Annotated in this window: 15 protein-coding genes; 12 read left to right on the forward strand and 3 right to left on the reverse strand. The window is 72.0% G+C overall.

What is annotated here, in order from left to right; all coding sequences use genetic code 11:
• The first annotated feature begins 9 nt into the window (after nt 1–9).
• The 8 genes from IE145_RS16000 (at nt 10) to IE145_RS16035 (ending at nt 10,841) form a co-directional block, all read left to right on the forward strand.
• Nucleotides 10–1,965, forward strand: a complete 1,956-nt coding sequence (locus IE145_RS16000; RefSeq protein WP_189525706.1) for an acyl-CoA dehydrogenase family protein — start codon at nt 10–12, stop codon at nt 1,963–1,965.
• A gap of 113 nt (nt 1,966–2,078) precedes the next feature.
• A complete protein-coding gene (gene aroA / locus IE145_RS16005; RefSeq protein ID WP_189525707.1) occupies nt 2,079–3,320 on the forward strand; it encodes a 3-phosphoshikimate 1-carboxyvinyltransferase in 1,242 nt (413 codons plus the stop codon).
• A 71-nt stretch (nt 3,321–3,391) separates the two neighbouring features.
• Nucleotides 3,392–4,645, forward strand: coding sequence for a 1-deoxy-D-xylulose-5-phosphate reductoisomerase (dxr, locus tag IE145_RS16010; protein WP_189525708.1), 1,254 nt, complete (start codon nt 3,392–3,394; stop codon nt 4,643–4,645).
• On the forward strand, nt 4,642–5,952 hold the full coding sequence (locus tag IE145_RS16015) for a M50 family metallopeptidase (RefSeq protein ID WP_189525709.1): 1,311 nt from the start codon (nt 4,642–4,644) through the stop codon (nt 5,950–5,952). Before dxr ends, IE145_RS16015 begins: the two co-directional genes overlap by 4 nt.
• A gap of 182 nt (nt 5,953–6,134) precedes the next feature.
• Nucleotides 6,135–7,292: a flavodoxin-dependent (E)-4-hydroxy-3-methylbut-2-enyl-diphosphate synthase gene (gene ispG / locus IE145_RS16020; protein ID WP_189525710.1), complete on the forward strand. Its 1,158-nt coding sequence runs from the start codon at nt 6,135–6,137 to the stop codon at nt 7,290–7,292.
• A gap of 152 nt (nt 7,293–7,444) precedes the next feature.
• The gene (locus IE145_RS16025; protein WP_189525711.1) at nt 7,445–8,290 is read left to right on the forward strand and encodes a GNAT family N-acetyltransferase; all 846 of its coding nucleotides are present in this window, start codon (nt 7,445–7,447) and stop codon (nt 8,288–8,290) included.
• Between the two features lie 47 nt (nt 8,291–8,337).
• Nucleotides 8,338–8,901 (forward strand): GNAT family N-acetyltransferase, encoded by a 564-nt coding sequence (locus IE145_RS16030; RefSeq protein ID WP_189525712.1) that lies wholly within the window; start codon nt 8,338–8,340, stop codon nt 8,899–8,901.
• 236 nt (nt 8,902–9,137) lie between these two features.
• A complete protein-coding gene (locus IE145_RS16035) occupies nt 9,138–10,841 on the forward strand; it encodes a proline--tRNA ligase (RefSeq protein WP_189525713.1) in 1,704 nt (567 codons plus the stop codon).
• A gap of 69 nt (nt 10,842–10,910) precedes the next feature.
• On the opposite strand, the gene IE145_RS16040 is transcribed toward IE145_RS16035, so the two are convergent.
• The 3 genes from IE145_RS16040 to IE145_RS16050 are packed head-to-tail and all read right to left on the reverse strand — an operon-like array spanning nt 10,911 to nt 12,951.
• Nucleotides 10,911–11,840 (reverse strand): aminoglycoside phosphotransferase family protein, encoded by a 930-nt coding sequence (locus tag IE145_RS16040; RefSeq protein WP_189525714.1) that lies wholly within the window; start codon nt 11,838–11,840, stop codon nt 10,911–10,913.
• A 32-nt stretch (nt 11,841–11,872) separates the two neighbouring features.
• Nucleotides 11,873–12,397, reverse strand: coding sequence for a ferritin-like domain-containing protein (locus tag IE145_RS16045; RefSeq protein WP_189525715.1), 525 nt, complete (start codon nt 12,395–12,397; stop codon nt 11,873–11,875).
• On the reverse strand, nt 12,394–12,951 hold the full coding sequence (locus tag IE145_RS16050; protein WP_189525716.1) for a hypothetical protein: 558 nt from the start codon (nt 12,949–12,951) through the stop codon (nt 12,394–12,396). Before IE145_RS16050 ends, IE145_RS16045 begins: the two co-directional genes overlap by 4 nt.
• A 176-nt stretch (nt 12,952–13,127) precedes the next feature.
• Between IE145_RS16050 and rimP the strand changes: the two genes are divergently transcribed.
• The 4 genes from rimP to infB all read left to right on the forward strand — a co-directional run bounded on the left by rimP (nt 13,128) and on the right by infB (nt 18,328).
• Nucleotides 13,128–13,631, forward strand: a complete 504-nt coding sequence (rimP, locus tag IE145_RS16055; protein ID WP_088572755.1) for a ribosome maturation factor RimP — start codon at nt 13,128–13,130, stop codon at nt 13,629–13,631.
• 2 nt (nt 13,632–13,633) lie between these two features.
• A complete protein-coding gene (nusA, locus tag IE145_RS16060; RefSeq protein WP_006127966.1) occupies nt 13,634–14,674 on the forward strand; it encodes a transcription termination factor NusA in 1,041 nt (346 codons plus the stop codon).
• A 113-nt stretch (nt 14,675–14,787) separates the two neighbouring features.
• Nucleotides 14,788–15,066: a YlxR family protein gene (locus tag IE145_RS16065; protein ID WP_179891516.1), complete on the forward strand. Its 279-nt coding sequence runs from the start codon at nt 14,788–14,790 to the stop codon at nt 15,064–15,066.
• A 148-nt stretch (nt 15,067–15,214) separates the two neighbouring features.
• Nucleotides 15,215–18,328: a translation initiation factor IF-2 gene (gene infB / locus IE145_RS16070; protein ID WP_189525717.1), complete on the forward strand. Its 3,114-nt coding sequence runs from the start codon at nt 15,215–15,217 to the stop codon at nt 18,326–18,328.
• Nucleotides 18,329–18,454 lie beyond the last annotated feature (126 nt).

Here is an 18,454-nt window from a genome sequence, read left to right on the forward strand (position 1 = left end):
AGGTCCCTCATGTCCGCACCACACAACACCCCCCAGGTCCCCAGAGCCCCCAAGGTCACCGAACGGGAAGCGCGCCGGGTCGCCGAAGCCGCCCGGGAGCAGGACTGGCGCAAGCCCAGCTTCGCCAAGGAGCTGTTCCTGGGGCGCTTCCGGCTCGACCTGATCCATCCGCACCCCCTGCCGCCGCCCGACGACATACGGCGCGGCGAGGAGTTCCTGGCGCGGCTGGGGGCGTTCTGCGAGACGCACATCGACAGCGCCCGGATCGAGCGCGAGGCGCGGATCCCGGACGAGGTGATCAGCGGGCTGAAGGAACTCGGCGCCCTCGGGATGAAGATCGAGACCAAGTACGGCGGGCTCGGACTCACCCAGGTGTACTACAACAAGGCGCTCGCCCTCGTCGGCTCCGCCAGCCCCGCCATCGGCGCGCTGCTCTCCGCGCATCAGTCGATCGGCGTACCGCAGCCCCTGAAGATCTTCGGCACCCAGGAGCAGAAGGACGTCTACCTGCCCCGGCTGGCCACCACCGACATCTCCGCCTTCCTGCTGACCGAGCCGGACGTCGGCTCCGACCCGGCCCGCCTCGCCACCACCGCCGTGCCCGACGGGCCGGACTACGTCCTCGACGGGGTGAAGCTCTGGACCACCAACGGCGTCGTCGCCGATCTCCTCGTGGTGATGGCGCGCGTGCCCGCGTCCGAGGGCCATCCGGGCGGCATCACCGCGTTCGTCGTCGAGGCCGACGCCCCCGGCGTGACCGTGGAGCACCGCAACGCCTTCATGGGCCTGCGCGGCATCGAGAACGGCGTCACCCGCTTCCACGGCGTCCGGGTCCCCGGGGCCTGCCGGATCGGACCCGAGGGGGCCGGGCTGAAGATCGCCCTGACCACCCTCAACACCGGCCGCCTCTCGCTGCCCGCGATGTGCGTCGGCGTCGGCAAGTGGTCGCTGAAGATCGCCCGCGAATGGTCCGCCGTACGCGAGCAGTGGGGCCGGCCCGTCGCCGAGCACGAGGCGGTCGGCTCGAAGATCTCCTTCATCGCGGCCACCACCTTCGCCCTGGAGGCCGTCGTCGACCTCTCCTCGCAGATGGCCGACGAGGACCGCAACGACATCCGCATCGAGGCCGCCCTCGCCAAGCTGTACGGCTCCGAGATGGGCTGGCTGATCGCCGACGAGCTGGTGCAGATCCGCGGCGGGCGCGGATTCGAGACCGCCGAGTCGCTGGCCGCCCGCGGGGAACGGGCCGTCCCGGCCGAGCAGATGCTCCGCGACATGCGCATCAACCGGATCTTCGAGGGCTCCACCGAGATCATGCACCTGCTGATCGCCCGCGAGGCCGTCGACGCCCACCTCAAGGTCGCGGGCGACCTCATCGACCCCGACAAGCCGCTCTCCGCCAAGGCGAAGGCGGGCGCCGACGCCGCCGGGTTCTACGCCCGCTGGCTGCCCCGGCTCGTCACCGGGGCCGGGCAGCTGCCCCGTACGTACGGTGAGTTCCACCCGACCGGCCACCGCGACCTCTCCGGGCACCTCCGGTACGTCGAGCGGAGCTCGCGCAAGCTCGCCCGGTCCACCTTCTACGCCATGTCCCGCTGGCAGGGCCGGATGGAGACCAAACAGGGCTTCCTCGGCCGGATCGTCGACATCGGCGCCGAACTCTTCGCCATGAGCGCCGCCTGCGTCCGCGCCGAGCATCTGCGCGGGGCGGGGGAGCACGGGCGTGAGGCGTACCAGCTCGCCGACGCCTTCTGCCGGCAGGCCCGCATCCGGGTCGAGGAGCTGTTCACCCGCCTGTGGTCCAACACCGACGACCTCGACCGGCGCGTGGTCGACGGCGTCCTGTCGGGGACGTACACCTGGCTGGAGGAAGGCGTCATCGACCCCAGCGGCGAAGGCCCCTGGATCGCGGACGCCACCCCGGGCCCCTCCGTCCGGGAGAACCAGCACCGGCCGCTGCGCTAGCGACCCGCCGTACGGGGTGTGCCGGGTGCGCCCACCGCGCCCCCGGCGCCCACCGCGTCCACGCACCGGACACACCCCGCCCGGCCCGCCCGTCCCGGGGCAGGATGAGCGCCGTGACCGTCATCGACATCCCCGGCTCCAAGTCCGTCACCGCCCGCGCCCTCTTCCTGGCCGCAGCGGCCGACGGGACCACCACCCTGCTGCGGCCACTGCGCTCCGACGACACCGAGGGCTTCGCCGAAGGGTTGAGGAACCTCGGTTACGCGGTCGAGCAGGAGGCCGGCCGCTGGCGCGTGCAGGGGCGCCCGGCCGGGCCCGCCGCCACCGAAGCCGACGTCTACTGCCGCGACGGCGCGACCACCGCCCGCTTCCTGCCCACCCTCGTCGCGGCCGCCGCCTCCGGCACGTACCGCTTCGACGCCTCCCCCCAGATGCGCCGCCGCCCGCTCGCCCCGCTCACCCGGGCCCTCACCGCCCTCGGCGTCGACCTGCGCCACGGGGGAGCGGAAGGGCACCACCCGCTGACCGTGCGCGCCGCCGGGATCGAGGGCGGCGAACTTACCCTGGACGCGGGCGAGTCGTCCCAGTACCTCACCGCCCTGCTGATGCTCGGACCGCTCACCGCGAAGGGCCTGCGCATCGAGGTCACCGAGCTGGTCTCCGCCCCGTACGTCGAGATCACCCTCGCGATGATGCGCGACTTCGGCGTGGAGGTGGAGCGGGAGGGGAACACCTACACCGTCCCTCCCGGCGGCTACCGGGCCACCACCTACGCCGTCGAGCCCGACGCCTCCACCGCCAGCTACTTCTTCGCCGCCGCCGCCCTCACCGGCCGTGAGGTCACCGTCCCCGGCCTCGGCACCGGCGCGCTCCAGGGAGACCTGCGCTTCGTCGACGTCCTGCGGGACATGGGGGCCGCCGTCGACGTCGGCCCCGACGCCACCACCGTCCGCTCCACCGGCCGGCTGCGCGGGATCACCGTCAACATGCGCGACATCTCCGACACCATGCCGACCCTCGCCGCCATCGCGCCGTACGCGGACGGGCCCGTCGTCATCGAGGACGTCGCCAACACCCGGGTCAAGGAGTGCGACCGGCTGGAGGCGTGCGCCGGGAACCTGCGCGCCATGGGCATCACCGTCCACACCGGCCCGGACCGGATCGAGATCCACCCCGGCACGCCGAAGCCCACCGAGATCGCCACCCACGGCGACCACCGGATCGTGATGTCCTTCGCCGTCGCCGGACTGCGCACACCCGGCCTGACCTACGACGATCCCGGCTGCGTACGCAAGACGTTCCCGCGCTTCCACGAGGTGTTCGCGGACTTCGCGCACGGTCTCCAGGGGCGCTGACCGGGGGCGCGGGTACCACTCACCGGGACGCGCCGTCCCCGCCCGCGGCCGGAGCGGCAACAATGGGGGGCATGAGCGACAGCCCCGCCCCCCTCGCCGATCCGCATCTCCTCTTCGACGCCGCGGACGGCCGCCGGGATCTCGTGATCCTCGGGTCCACCGGGTCCATCGGCACCCAGGCCATCGACCTGGTCCTGCGCAACCCCGACCGCTTCCGGGTCACCGCGCTCTCGGCCGCCGGCGGCCGGGTCGCCCTGCTGGCCGAGCAGGCCCGCCGACTGCGCGTGAACACGGTCGCCGTCGCCGCCGAGGACGCGGTCCCCGCCCTGCGCGAGGCCCTGCGCGACCAGTACGGGGCCGGCGAGCCGCTCCCCGAGATCCTCGCCGGACCCGACGCGGCCACCACCCTCGCCGCGAGCGCCTGCCACACCGTGCTCAACGGCATCACCGGCTCCATCGGGCTCGCCCCGACCCTCGCTGCGCTGCAGGCGGGCCGCACGCTCGCCCTCGCCAACAAGGAGTCGCTGATCGTCGGCGGCCCGCTGGTGAAGGCGCTCGCCGCCCCCGGCCAGATCATCCCGGTCGACTCCGAGCACGCCGCGCTCTTCCAGGCGCTGGCCGCCGGCACCCGCGCCGACGTCCGCAAACTCGTCGTCACCGCCTCCGGCGGACCCTTCCGGGGCCGTACGCGCGAGGAGCTGGCCGACGTCACCCGCGAGCAGGCCCTCGCCCACCCGACCTGGGCCATGGGGCCGGTCATCACCATCAACTCCGCGACCCTGGTCAACAAGGGACTCGAGGTCATCGAGGCGCACCTCCTCTACGACATCCCGTTCGACCGCATCGAGGTCGTCGTCCACCCGCAGTCCTACGTGCACTCGATGGTGGAATTCAGCGACGGCTCCACCCTGGCCCAGGCCACCCCGCCGGACATGGGCGGCCCCATCGCCATCGGCCTCGGCTGGCCCCAGCGGGTCCCGGACGCGGCCCCCGCCTTCGACTGGTCCAAGGCCTCCACCTGGGAGTTCTTCCCGCTGGACACCGAAGCCTTCCCGGCCGTCGGTCTCGCCCGGCACGTCGGCGGGCTCGGCGGCACCGCGCCCGCCGTATTCAACGCGGCCAACGAGGAATGCGTCGACGCGTTCCTCGCCGGACAGCTGCCCTTCAACGGAATCATGGATACGGTCACGGCTGTGGTGTCCGAACACGGCACCCCCGCCCCGGGAACCTCGCTCAGCGTCGCGGACGTCCTCGAAGCGGAAACCTGGGCCCGCGCACGGGCCCGGGAACTCTCGGCGAAAGCGACAGCGGAGGCGCGCGCATGAGTCTGACCTCGATCCTGCTGACGGTCCTGGGGATCGCCGTCTTCGTCGTGGGCCTGCTCTTCTCCATCGCCTGGCACGAGCTGGGCCACCTCTCCACGGCCAAGATGTTCGGCATCCGGGTCCCGCAGTACATGGTCGGCTTCGGCCCCACGCTCTGGTCGAGGAAGAAGGGCGACACCGAGTACGGCATCAAGGCCATCCCGGCCGGCGGCTACATCCGCATGATCGGGATGTTCCCGCCGGGCCCCGACGGCCGCCTCGAAGCCCGCTCCACCTCACCGTGGCGCGGCATGATCGAGGACGCCCGCTCCGCCGCCTTCGAGGAACTGGAGCCGGGCGACGAGAAGCGCCTCTTCTACACGCGCAAGCCGTGGAAGCGCGTCATCGTCATGTTCGCCGGCCCCTTCATGAACCTGGTCCTCGCGGTCGCCATCTTCATGGGCGTCGCGATGACCTTCGGCTTCCAGACCCAGACCACCGAGGTCGGCGGCGTCCAGAAGTGCGTGATCGCGCAGAGCGAGAAGCGCCAGAAGTGCGAGCCGGAGGACCCCGTCTCGCCGGCCAAGAAGGCCGGGCTCCGCGAGGGGGACAAGATCGTCGCCTTCGCCGGCGCCGAGGTCGACGACTGGGCGACGCTCTCGGACCGCATCCGCGAGACGATCGGCCCCGCCACCATCGTCGTCGAACGCGACGGCAAGGACGTCACGCTCAACGCCGTCCTGCTCAAGAACAACGTCGCCAAGAAGGACGGCAACGGCGAGGTCATCCCGAAGGAGTTCGTCGAGGCGGGCTACCTCGGCTTCGCCGCGAAGACCGAGATCGTGCCGCTCTCCTTCGGCGACTCCGTCGTCCGCATGGGCGACATGATCGAGAACGGCGTCGACTCCATCATCGCCCTGCCCTCCAAGATCCCCGCCCTCTGGGACGCCGCCTTCAGCGACGGCGAACGGGCCGACGACTCGCCGGTCGGCGTGGTGGGCGCGGCCCGGATCGGCGGCGAGGTGATGAACCTCGACATCCCGGCGCAGAACCAGGTCGCGATGATGCTGTTCCTGCTCGCGGGCTTCAACCTCTCGCTGTTCCTGTTCAACATGCTTCCGCTGCTCCCGCTGGACGGCGGGCACATCGCGGGCGCGCTGTGGGAGTCCCTGCGGCGCAATCTGGCCAAGGTCTTCCGGCGCCCCGACCCGGGCCCGTTCGACGTGGCCCGGCTGATGCCGGTCGCCTATGTGGTCGCCGGACTCTTCATCTGCTTCACCCTGCTGGTCCTGGTGGCCGACATCGTGAACCCGGTGAAAATCAGCTGACCGCCCCTCGCACCCCTCGTGCCCCACAGGTATCGGCCGGGCACACACGTCGTGTCCGGCCGGTCACCGAGGGGTGGACATGTCGACACGGGTGCGTCCGCCCGGGCTCCGGTGCCGTAACCTCGAAGCCTGGAGCCCGCCGATCTCGGGACCTTGATCCACACCTTGGGGATGCACAGCGCATGACTGCGATTTCTCTCGGAATGCCGGCCGTTCCGACCAAGCTCGCCGACCGAAGGGTCAGCCGACAGATCCAGGTCGGCACGGTCGCGGTCGGCGGCGACGCACCCGTTTCCGTGCAGTCGATGACGACGACCCGTACGTCGGACATCGGTGCCACGCTCCAGCAGATCGCCGAGCTGACGGCGTCCGGCTGCCAGATCGTCCGGGTCGCCTGTCCGACGCAGGACGACGCCGACGCGCTCGCCACCATCGCGAAGAAGTCGCAGATCCCGGTGATCGCCGACATCCACTTCCAGCCGAAGTACGTCTTCGCCGCGATCGACGCCGGCTGCGCGGCCGTCCGGGTCAACCCGGGCAACATCAAGCAGTTCGACGACAAGGTCAAGGAGATCGCCAAGGCGGCCTCCGAGACCCACACCCCGATCCGGATCGGCGTCAACGCCGGCTCCCTGGACGCGCGGCTCCTGAAGAAGTACGGCAAGGCCACCCCCGAGGCCCTCGTCGAGTCCGCCCTGTGGGAGGCGTCCCTCTTCGAGGAGCACGGCTTCGGCGACATCAAGATCTCGGTCAAGCACAACGACCCGGTCGTCATGGTCAACGCCTACCGTCAGCTCGCCGCCCAGAGCGACTACCCGCTCCACCTCGGCGTCACCGAGGCCGGACCGGCGTTCCAGGGCACCATCAAGTCCGCCGTCGCGTTCGGCGCCCTGCTCTCCGAGGGCATCGGCGACACCATCCGCGTCTCCCTCTCGGCCCCGCCGGCCGAGGAGGTCAAGGTCGGCCTGCAGATCCTGGAGGCGCTGAACCTCAAGCAGCGCCGCCTGGAGATCGTCTCCTGCCCGTCATGCGGCCGCGCCCAGGTCGACGTCTACAAGCTCGCCGACCAGGTCAGCGCCGGCCTGGAGGGCATGGAGGTCCCGCTGCGCGTCGCCGTCATGGGCTGCGTCGTCAACGGCCCCGGCGAGGCCCGCGAGGCCGACCTCGGCGTCGCCTCCGGCAACGGCAAGGGCCAGATCTTCGTGAAGGGCGAGGTCATCAAGACCGTCCCCGAGTCGAAGATCGTCGAGACCCTCATCGAAGAGGCCATGAAGATCGCCGAGCAGATGGAGCAGGACGGCATCGCCTCCGGCGAACCCCAGGTCTCCATCGGTGTCTGACCCGCACCTCTGCGCATGATCACCGCCCCGCCGGGCACACGGTCCGGCGGGGCGCCGGCGTCGGCGGGGACCGTCTCCCGGACTCGAGCGGTGTTCGACGGGTTTGTCGGTTACAGTGCGGAAATCAGCAGACCGTATGGTGAGGCCCCCTCGTGTTGACGCAGACCACCACCCGGGTCCTCGAACCCAGCGACCTCGGCGCCGCACTCGCCATTCTCGAGAGCGAGCCCGTCGCCAACGCCTTCGTGACGTCCCGCGTGCAGGTCGCGGGGCTCGACCCCTGGCGCCTCGGCGGCGAGATGTGGGGCTGGTACGCCGACGGCCGGCTCCGCTCCCTGTGCTACTCCGGCGCCAACCTCGTCCCCATCTGCGCCGGACCCGAAGCCGTCCGCGCCTTCGCCGACCGGGCCCGCAGGGCCGGCCGCCGCTGCTCCTCCATCGTCGGCCCCGCCGAACCCACCACCCAGCTGTGGCGGCTCCTCGAACCCAGCTGGGGACCCGCCCGCGAGGTCCGCGCCAACCAGCCCCTCATGGTCACCGAGAGCCCGGCTCCCGACGTCACGCCCGACCCCCTCGTCCGCCGCATCCGCAAGGACGAGGTGGAGGTCCTGATGCCGGCCTGCGTCGCGATGTTCACCGAGGAGGTCGGCATCTCCCCGCTCGCCGGCGACGGCGGCCTCCTCTACCAGGCCCGGGTCGCCGAACTCATCAGCACCGGCCGCTCCTTCGCCCGCATCGACGACGGCGAGGTCGTCTTCAAAGCGGAGATCGGCGCGGCCACCCCCCAGGCCTGCCAGATCCAGGGCGTCTGGGTCGCCCCCGAGCACCGCGGCAAGGGCCTCTCCGAAACGGGCATGGCCGCCGTCCTGCGCTACGCCCTGGCCGACGTCGCCCCCGTCGTCAGCCTGTACGTGAACGACTACAACACTCCCGCCCGCAAGGCCTACCAGCGCGTCGGCTTCCGCGAGGTCGGCGCGTTCATGAGCGTCCTGTTCTGAACCGCCGCGCTTTCCCGGGCGCCCGCCGCGACCAGTAGGGTTCCCGCATGGCAGCAGCCCCCGCGGAAGGCCCCGCAGCACCCGACGCCGAGATCGGCCCCCTCGACCTCGCCGCCCGCGTCGACGAAGCCCTGCACGTCCAGGCGGCCGCCTTCGGACTCGGCCAGGACGAGATCGACGTACGCCGCCACATCATCCTCAGGCACCTGGAACACCCCCGCGCCCGGGCACTCGGCGCCACCACCCCCGACGGGCGGCTCGTCGGCTTCGTCTACGGGCTGCCCAACGACCGCGGCCAGTGGTGGTCCACCGTCGTCGAGCCCTATCTGCGGGCCACCGGCACCGACGGCTGGCTCGACGACTCCTTCGTCATCACCGAACTCCACGTCCACCCCGGCCACCAGCAGCGCGGCATCGGCCGCACCCTGATCACCACCATCACCGACGCCGTCGACCACCCCCGGTCGATCCTCTCGGCGATCGACAAGGACAGCCCGGCCCGCGCCCTGTACCGTTCGCTCGGCTACCGCGACCTGGCCCGCCAGGTCGTCTTCCCGAGCGCTCCGCAGCCGTACGCGGTCATGGGAGCGCCCCTTCCGCTGCTGCGTTAGGGCCTTTCGTTTGGATCAGGTCGGGCTCGCGTGCCCCGGCACGCGCATCTGCGGCGTTGTCGTCAATCACCAACGCTCCGCGTTGCCTCAATCCTCCGCCTTGCAGCTGCACGCACCGGACCCCGCTCCCTGATCCGACCTGATCCAAACGAAAGGCCCTAAGCCTCATCGATTTCCGCCCGCCCGCGCCGCCCGGTTAACCTCGGGCTCACCACTTTCGCGAGCAGGAGTTCACCATGGCCCAGGTCCAGCGCATGTCCCGATTGATGATCAAGACACTGCGCGACGACCCGGCGGACGCCGAGACGCTCAGTCACAAGCTGCTGGTCCGCGCCGGATACGTACGCCGCAACGCGGCCGGCATCTGGACCTGGCTGCCGCTCGGCAAGAAGGTCCTGGACAACATCTCAAGCGTCGTCCGCGAGGAGATGGACGCCATCGGCGCCCAGGAAGTCCTGCTGCCCGCCCTGCTGCCCAAGGAGCCCTACGAGGCGTCCGGCCGCTGGGAGGAGTACGGCGACCTGCTCTTCCGCCTCAAGGACCGCAAGGGCGGCGACTACCTCCTCGGCCCCACCCACGAGGAGATCTTCACCCAGACCGTCAAGGACCAGTGCACGTCCTACAAGGACCTGCCGGTGATGCTCTACCAGATCCAGACGAAGTACCGCGACGAGGCGCGCCCCCGCTCCGGCGTGCTCCGCGGCCGCGAGTTCCAGATGAAGGACTCGTACAGCTTCGACACCACCGACGAGGGCCTCGCGCACTCCTACGCCCTGCACCGGGCCGCGTACATCAAGATCTTCGAGCGGCTCGGCCTGGACCACCGCATCGTCTCCGCCGTCTCCGGCGCGATGGGCGGCTCCGCCTCCGAGGAGTTCCTCGCCCCCGCCGCCGCCGGTGAGGACACCTTCGCCGACTGCCCGAACTGCGACTACGCCGCCAACACCGAGGCCGTGACCTTCGCGCTCGCCCCGGTCGACGGCTCGGCGCACGGCGCGGTCGAGGAGCTGGACACCCCCGACACCCCGACCATCGAGACCCTCGCCGAGCACCTGGGCGTCCCCGCCTCCGCCACCCTGAAGAACCTGCTGGTCAAGGTGGACGGCGAGATCGTCGCCGTGGGCGTCCCCGGCCACCGCGAGGTCGACCTCGGCAAGCTCGGTGAGCACCTGGCCCCCGCCGTCGTCGAGCTGGTCACCGCCGAGGACTTCGTCGGCCGCGACGACCTCGTACGCGGTTACGTCGGCCCCCAGGGCCTGGAGAAGGTCCGCTACCTCGCCGACCCCCGCGTCGCCCCCGGCACCTCCTGGATCACCGGCGCCAACAAGGAGGGCAAGCACGCGAGGAACGTCGTCGCGGGCCGTGAATTCGAGGTCGACCAGTACCTCGACGTCGTCGTGGTCGAGGAGGGCGACCCCTGCCCCAAGTGCGGCACCGGGCTCACCCTGGACCGCGCCATCGAGATCGGCCACATCTTCCAGCTCGGCCGCAAGTACGCCGACACCTTCCAGCTCGACGTCCTCGGCCAGCAGGGCAAGCCCGTCCGCGTCACGATGGGCTCGTACGGCATCGGCGTCTCCCGCGCCGTGGCCGCCCTCACCGAGCAGACCGCCGACGACAAGGGCCTGTGCTGGCCCCGTGAGATCGCCCCGGCCGACGTCCACGTCGTCGCCGCGGGCAAGGCCCTCCAGACCGAGCTGGCCCTCGACGTCTCGGAGAAGCTCAACGCGGCGGGCCTGCGGGTCCTGGTCGACGACCGCCCCGGCGTCTCGCCCGGCGTGAAGTTCACCGACTCCGAGCTGATCGGCGTGCCCAAGATCCTGGTCGCCGGCCGCCGCTCCGCCGACGGCGTCCTGGAGCTGAAGGACCGCCGCACCGGCGAGCGCGAGGAGCTGACCGTCGACGAGGCGATCGCCCGCCTGACGGCCGACCTGGCCTGATCACGCACACCGCCCACGAGGAGGGCCCCCGCGCAGCGTGCGCGGGGGCCCTCCTCGTACGTCCGCGGCTCACAGCCAGCCCGCGAACTCCAGATTCACCTCGCCCATCTGACGCCGCCCCTCGGCCAGCGCACGGGTCCCCGACTCGACCGCCCGGAACAGTGTCCAGCCGTGCAGTCGCGCCTGGTCCACCTCCAGCGACTCCGCCAGCTTCTTCACCCGTCGCCGGGCCGTCGCCGGGCCGCCGGGGGAGGCGACCAGATCCTCCGCCCGGTCCCGCACCAGCCGCGCCAGGTCATAGGCGCGCTCGCCCACCAGCGGCTCGGGGCCCACCGTCAGCCACGGCGCCCGCTCCCCGGACAGCACCTTGCTCTGCCGGAAGTTGCCGTGCAGCAGCAGGAGTTCGGGCTCCCCCTCGACCAGCTCCGCCCGGGCCGCGAGCGCCGCCTCCACCAGGGGCGCCAATTCCGGGTCGGCCTCGGCGGCGGCCCGCATCCCGGCGCTCTGCCGTTCGGTCCGCCCGGCCACGCTCTCGAAGGCGTGCCCGGCGGGCGGCTCCACCCACAGCCGCCGCAGCGTGCCCGCCGCCTCCAGCAGGGCCTTCGCCTCGGGCAGCGAGCGCAGCGACACCTCGGGGTGCAGCCGCTCCAGCAGCAGCACCCCGGACGCGTCGAGCACGTCCCCGGCCGGCCCCGGGACGTTCAGCGGCTTCACCGCGCCCCAGCCGTTCCAGTGCGCGAGCGCCGCCCGCTCCAGCTCCGGCGCGGCGACCGGCGGGGCGATCTTCAGGGCGCCCGGGGTCCCGTCGGCCCGCCGCACCAGGACCACCAGGGAACTGCGCCCACCGGGGGCGGCCACCCGCTCCACGGTCAGGCCGTCCCCGGCGGTGAGCGCCCGCTCGGTCAGCGCGGGGAGCCCGGCCAGCCAGTCGGCGGCCGCGGCGTCCCCGTACATCTCACCGAGCGCGCGCACCAGGCGCTGCGGCGGTTCGCAACCCATACGTCGTGTGTTCCCTTTCCGGAGCCTTCGGTTCAGCGCGGCCCGTCCGCGCCCGCGGCCTCCACCGGGCCCGTCGCGGCCGGATCCGCACCGGCGGCCCGCTCGGCGAGCCCCGGAAAGGCTACGTTGCCGCCCCGCCACCGGGCCGACCGCACCGCGGCCTCCCGCAGCGCGCCCGCGGCGTCCTTGCGCCGCGCGCCCTCGGTGGCCCGGACGAGATCGGCGTAGGCGCCCGCGATCCGGTCCTCCAGGACCGCGGCGAGCCGCAGAGCGGCGGGGCCGTCCGGCACGGCGAACGGCAGGGCGTACGCCGCGTTCGCGGCCACCGGACGCCCGCCCAGGTCCCGCGCCGTGCGCGCCAGCGCGTCCCGGCGGGCCCGGTGGGCGTCGTGCGCCGCCCGGGCCTCGGCGCCCCGCTTGCCGTCGAGACGGCCGCCCAGCACGCCGTACCCGTACACCGCGGCGTGCTCGGCGGCCAGGGCGGCCTGGACGGCGGTCAGCTCGGGGGAGTCGGCGTCGGAGCCGTCATCGGACCGCCGGATCGAACGGGTGCTCATACGGCTGTCTCCTCGGCCAGTTCGGTCAGCAGATACGCGTGCGCCGCGGCGGCCGCCGCCACCGAGGCCAGCAGCCGGGCCAGCTCGGGTCCGGCGATCAGCAGGGCCTCGCCGTATCCGTCGGCCCGGCGCCGCTCGGCGGCGGCCAGCTCCCGCACCGCGGCCTCCGGGTCGGCCGGGACCGGACCGGGGGGTGCCGGAGGGGCCTCGTCGCCCCGGGGCGCGTTCTTCCCCGGCTTGCTTTTTGCGCGCGGCGGCGCCAGTGCCGTCCCGTGCTCGGCCACGGCCGCCCGCAGCGGTACGAGCCCCGCCGCCGTGGCCGGATGCGCCTCGGCCACCAGGTCGTACTGGGCGAGCAGGACGGCGCCGTCGCGCACCGCCTTCTCGCGCAGCGCCTTCTCGGCCTTGGCGGTGGAGGCCCGCGCGCCGGAGTGCGCGGGCTTCTTCCCCCCGGCTCCTTCGTCGTCGCCCCCGCAGCCGGTCAGCACCGCACCCAGGGCGAGGGCTCCCGTCGCGGTGAGCGCCCCCCTGCGCGTCGTCCCCGTGCGCCGCACGTTTCTCCTTCGGGCCTGGACCGGTCCTGACAGGATCTGTCCTGATGTGATCACCGCAGGCGAGCGTACCCGCGGCCGAGCGGCAGGCGGACGGCAACACCCCTGACGACCGGATACCCTTTGACCTGACGCACGACGATCCCCACAACAGCACACGCGGCCGAGGAGTCACCCGGATGAGCACCACCCAGAGCGAGAGGCTGCGCGGGCTGCTGGAACCGCTCGTCAGCGCGCAGCAGCTGGACCTCGAGGAGATCGAGGTGTCCCGGGCCGGCCGCCGAGGAGTGCTGCGGGTCATCGTGGACTCCGAGGAGGGCGTGGAGCTGGACGCCTGTGCGGAGCTGAGCCGCGCGATCTCGCAGAAGCTGGACGAGACCGACGCGATGGGAGAGGGCGAGTACGTCCTCGAAGTCAGCTCCCCCGGCGCGGACCGCCCGCTGACCGAGCACCGCCACTACGTACGCGCCACCGGCCGGCTGGCCAGGTTCCACCTGACCGGCGACGGCTCCGGCGAGCTGGTCGCCCGCATCCTCGCCGTCGACGAGGACGGGCTCGACCTCGAAGTGCCCGGAGTCAAGGGCCGCAAGCCCACCGCCCGCCGCCTCGCCTTCGACGAGATCGCCAAGGCGCGCGTGGAGATCGAATTCAACCGCAAGGACAAGAAGGAAGAGGAGGCGTAGCCGTGGACATCGATGTGAAGCTTCTGAAGGGCTTGGCGCAGGACAAGGAGATCCCCTTCGACGTGCTCGTCGGGGCGATCGAGTCGGCCCTCCTCATCGCGTACCACCGCACCGACGGCAGCTACCGCCGCGCGCGCGTGAAGCTCGACGAGAACGGCCACGTCACCGTGTGGGCCAAGGAGGACCCGGCCGACCTCGAAGAGGGCCAGGAGCCCAAGGAGTTCGACGACACCCCCTCCGGATTCGGCCGCATCGCCGCGACCACCGCCAAGCAGGTCATCCTGCAGCGGCTGCGCGACGCCGAGGACGACAAGACCTTCGGCGAGTACGCCGGCCACGAGGGCGATGTCGTCACGGGCGTCGTCCAGCAGGGCAAGGACCCCAAGAACGTCCTGGTCGACATCGGCAAGCTGGAAGCCATCCTTCCGGTGCAGGAGCAGGTGCCGGGCGAGGAGTACACCCACGGCCTGCGCCTGCGGACGTACGTCGTCCGGGTCGCCAAGGGCGTCCGCGGCCCGTCGGTGACGCTCTCGCGCACCCACCCCAACCTCGTGAAGAAGCTCTTCGCGCTGGAGGTCCCGGAGATCGCGGACGGCTCGGTGGTCATCGAGGCCATCGCCCGCGAGGCCGGTCACCGCACCAAGATCGCCGTACGCTCCACCCGCGCGGGCCTCAACCCCAAGGGCGCCTGCATCGGCCCGATGGGCAGCCGTGTGCGCAACGTCATGGCCGAGCTGCACGGCGAGAAGATCGACATCGTGGACTGGTCCGACGACCCGGCCGAGATGGTCGCCAACGCGCTCTCGCCGGCCCGGGTGAGCAAGGTCGAGGTCGTGGACCTCGGCGCGCGCTCCGCCCGGGTCACCGTGCCGGACTACCAGCTGTCGCTGGCGATCGGCAAAGAGGGACAGAACGCCCGCCTCGCCGCCCGCCTCACCGGCTGGCGGATCGACATCCGGCCGGACACCGAGACGGACGAGGAGCGGGAGAACGCCGACCGCGAGCGGGCCGAGCGGGCCCGGGAGCGCTCGGAAAGGCGTTGACCCGGAGCCGCTCCAGGGAATAGATCTTGGACGCACGCCGCTGAGATCACGACAACATCCGTTCGATTTTTGCCCCCAAGGGGTGAGGTCGGTACGGGGAGGTAGACTTAAACGTGTCTGGCCGGACGCAAGCCCGCGCTTGCCCCGAGCGAACCTGTGTGGGATGCCGGGAGCGAGCGACCAAGAGCGAGCTGCTGCGCATCGTGGTGGACGAGGGCGCCTGCGCCCCTGATCCACGCGGTACGCTGCCCGGCCGGGGTGCTTACGTGCACCCCACCTCTGTCTGTCTCGACCTGGCGGTTCGCCGCCGGGCATTCCCCCGGGCCTTCAAGGCCAAGGGGCCGTTCGACACCGCGGCACTCACGCGGTTCGTCGAACGGGTGACACCGTAAGAAAGTGAACGGCACGGGACCCCGTGCGGTCAGGTACCTCGCGAGTTGGAAGTAGGTCGAGATTGCGATGAGCACTCGATGAGTACGCGATGAGTACGCCCATGAAGTAGCGACGGTCCGGCGGTAACCCGGACCTAAAAGGAGCGAAGTGGCTAAGGTCCGGGTATACGAACTCGCCAAGGAGTTCGGCGTCGAGAGCAAGGTCGTCATGGCCAAGCTCCAAGAACTCGGTGAATTCGTCCGTTCGGCGTCCTCGACGATCGAGGCGCCGGTTGTGCGCAAGTTGACCGACGCACTGCAGGGGCCCGGCGGCAACGCCGGCAAGCCCGCTGCCAAGCCTGGCGCGCCCCGTAAGGCGACGCCCGCGAAGCCCGCAGCGCCCTCCCCGGCCGCTGCGGCACGTCCCGCTGCCCCGAAGCCCGGCGCCCCGGCCCCCAAGCCGGCCGCCGCCGAGGCCCCCAGCAGCACCCCGGCAGCGCCCTCCGCGCCGTCGGCGGGCCCCCGTCCGGGCCCGAAGCCCGCGCCGAAGGCGGCCCCGGTGACCCCGGTCCCGGCCGCCGAGTTCTCGGCTCCGGCACCCGAGCGCCCGGCTGCCCCGCAGCCCCCGCGCCCCACCGGCGCCACGCCGGGCCCCCGTCCCACGCCCGCCCGTCCGGCTCCGGCCGGCGGTCAGCGCGACGGCGGTCAGCGTGACGGTGGCCAGCGTGACGGCGGTCGTGGTGGCGAGCGTGGCGGCGACCGTCCCGCACGTCCCGCCGGCCAGGGCGCCCCGCGTCCCGGCGGTGCCCGTCCGGCCGGTCCCCGTCCGGGCAACAACCCCTTCACCTCCGGCGGCTCCACCGGCATGGCGCGCCCCTCGGCGCCCCGTCCCGGCGGTGCCCCGCGCCCCGGCGGCGGTCAGGAGCGCCCCGGCGCCCCGCGTCCGCAGGGCGGCCCCGGCGGCGCCCCGCGCCCCCAGGGCGGTCAGGGTCAGGGCGGTGCCCGTCCCACTCCGGGCGGCATGCCCCGTCCGCAGGCTCCGCGTCCCGGCGGCGGTCCCGCCGGTAACCGCCCGAACCCGGGCATGATGCCGCAGCGTCCCGCTGCCGGCCCGCGTCCCGGTCCCGGCGGCGGTGGCCGCGGTCCCGGCGGTGGCGGTCGTCCCGGCGGTGCCGGTGGCGGTCGTCCCGGTGGCGGCGGCTTCGCGGGTCGTCCCGGTGGCGGCGGTGGCGGCTTCGCCGGCCGTCCGGCCGGTCCCGGTGGCGGCGGCGGTGCCGGTCGTCCCGGTGGTGGCGGCGGCTTCGGCGGTCGTCCCGGCTTCGGTGGCCGTCCCGGTGGTCCCGGTGGCCGCGGTGGCACGCAGGGTGCGTTCGGCCGTCCCGGCGGTCCCGCGCGTCGTGGCCGTAAGTCGAAGCGGCAGAGGCGCCAGGAGTACGAGGCCATGCAGGCCCCGTCGGTCGGCGGCGTCATGCTGCCCCGCGGCAACGGACAGGCCGTCCGGCTGTCGCGCGGCGCCTCGCTCACCGACTTCGCGGAGAAGATCAACGCCAACCCGGCGTCGCTCGTCGCCGTGATGATGAACCTCGGCGAGATGGTCACCGCCACGCAGTCCGTTTCCGACGAGACGCTCCGGCTTCTCGCCGAGGAGATGAACTACGTCCTGGAGATCGTCAGCCCCGAGGAGGAGGACCGCGAGCTGCTCGAGTCCTTCGACATCGAGTTCGGCGAGGACGAGGGCGGCGAAGAGGCCCTGGTCTCCCGTCCGCCGGTCGTGACCGTCATGGGTCACGTCGACCACGGTAAGACCCGACTCCTCGACGCGATCCGCAAGACCAACGTGGTCGCGGGCGAGGCCGGTGGCATCACCCAGCACATCGGTGCCTACCAGGTCACGACCGACGTCAACGACGAAGAGCGCAAGATCACCTTCATCGACACCCCGGGTCACGAGGCGTTCACCGCCATGCGTGCCCGTGGTGCGAAGTCGACCGACATCGCGATCCTCGTGGTGGCGGCCAACGACGGTGTGATGCCCCAGACGATCGAGGCGCTGAACCACGCCAAGGCGGCCGAGGTGCCGATCGTGGTCGCGGTCAACAAGATCGACGTCGAGGGCGCCGACCCGACCAAGGTGCGCGGTCAGCTCACCGAGTTCGGGCTGGTGGCCGAGGAGTACGGCGGCGACACCATGTTCGTCGACATCTCCGCCAAGCAGGGCCTCAACATCGAGGCGCTCCTGGAGGCCGTCGTCCTCACCGCCGACGCCTCGCTCGACCTGCGGGCCAACCCGAGCCAGGACGCGCAGGGTATTGCGATCGAGTCCCACCTCGACCGCGGTCGCGGTGCCGTCTCGACCGTCCTGGTCCAGCGCGGAACGCTGCGCATCGGCGACACGGTGGTCGTGGGCGACGCGTACGGCCGTGTGCGCGCCATGCTCGACGACAACGGTCAGAACGTCCAGGAAGCGGGTCCCTCGACCCCCGTCCTGGTGCTCGGTCTCACCAACGTCCCGGGCGCCGGCGACAACCTCCTGGTCGTCGACGAGGACCGTACGGCCCGTCAGATCGCCGAGAAGCGTGCCGCCCGCGAGCGCAACGCCAACTTCGCCCGCAAGGGCGTCCGGTTCTCCCTGGAGAACCTGGACGAGGCGCTCAAGGCCGGTCTGGTCCAGGAGCTCAACCTCATCATCAAGGGCGACGCGTCCGGTTCGGTGGAGGCCCTCGAGTCCTCGCTGCTCCAGCTCGACGTCGGTGAAGAGGTCGACATCCGGATCCTGCACCGCGGTGTGGGTGCGGTCACCGAGTCGGACATCAACCTGGCGACGGGTTCCGACGCCATCGTGATCGGCTTCAACGTGCGCGCCGCGGGGCGTGCCGAGCAGATGGCCGAGCGCGAAGGCGTGGACGTCCGGTACTACTCGGTCATCTACCAGGCGATCGAAGAGATCGAAGCGGCCCTCAAGGGCCTGCTCAAGCCGGAGTACGAAGAGGTCGAGCTCGGCACGGCGGAGATCCGCGAGATCTTCCGCTCGTCCAAGCTGGGCAACATCGCCGGTGTGCTGGTCCGCTCCGGCGAGGTCAAGCGCAACACCAAGGCGCGCCTGCTGCGCGATGGCAAGGTCATCGCGGAGAACCTCAACATCTCCGGTCTGCGCCGCTTCAAGGACGACGTCACCGAGATCCGCGAAGGCTTCGAGGGCGGTATCAACCTCGGAAACTTCAACGACATCAAGATCGACGACGTCATCGCGACGTACGAGATGCGCGAGAAGCCGCGAGGCTGATCCGCGGGGATTCGGCCGGGTCCCGGGGGTTCGCCCCCGGAACCCGGCCACCACGGTCGGGGCCGGTCGACGGGTCGTATTTCCGTCGATCGGCCCCGGCCGTTCCGGTACGGTTTGGATGTCCCC

Origin of the sequence: Streptomyces sindenensis, from assembly GCF_014649035.1 — a bacterium.
Classification (GTDB): domain Bacteria; phylum Actinomycetota; class Actinomycetes; order Streptomycetales; family Streptomycetaceae; genus Streptomyces; species Streptomyces sindenensis.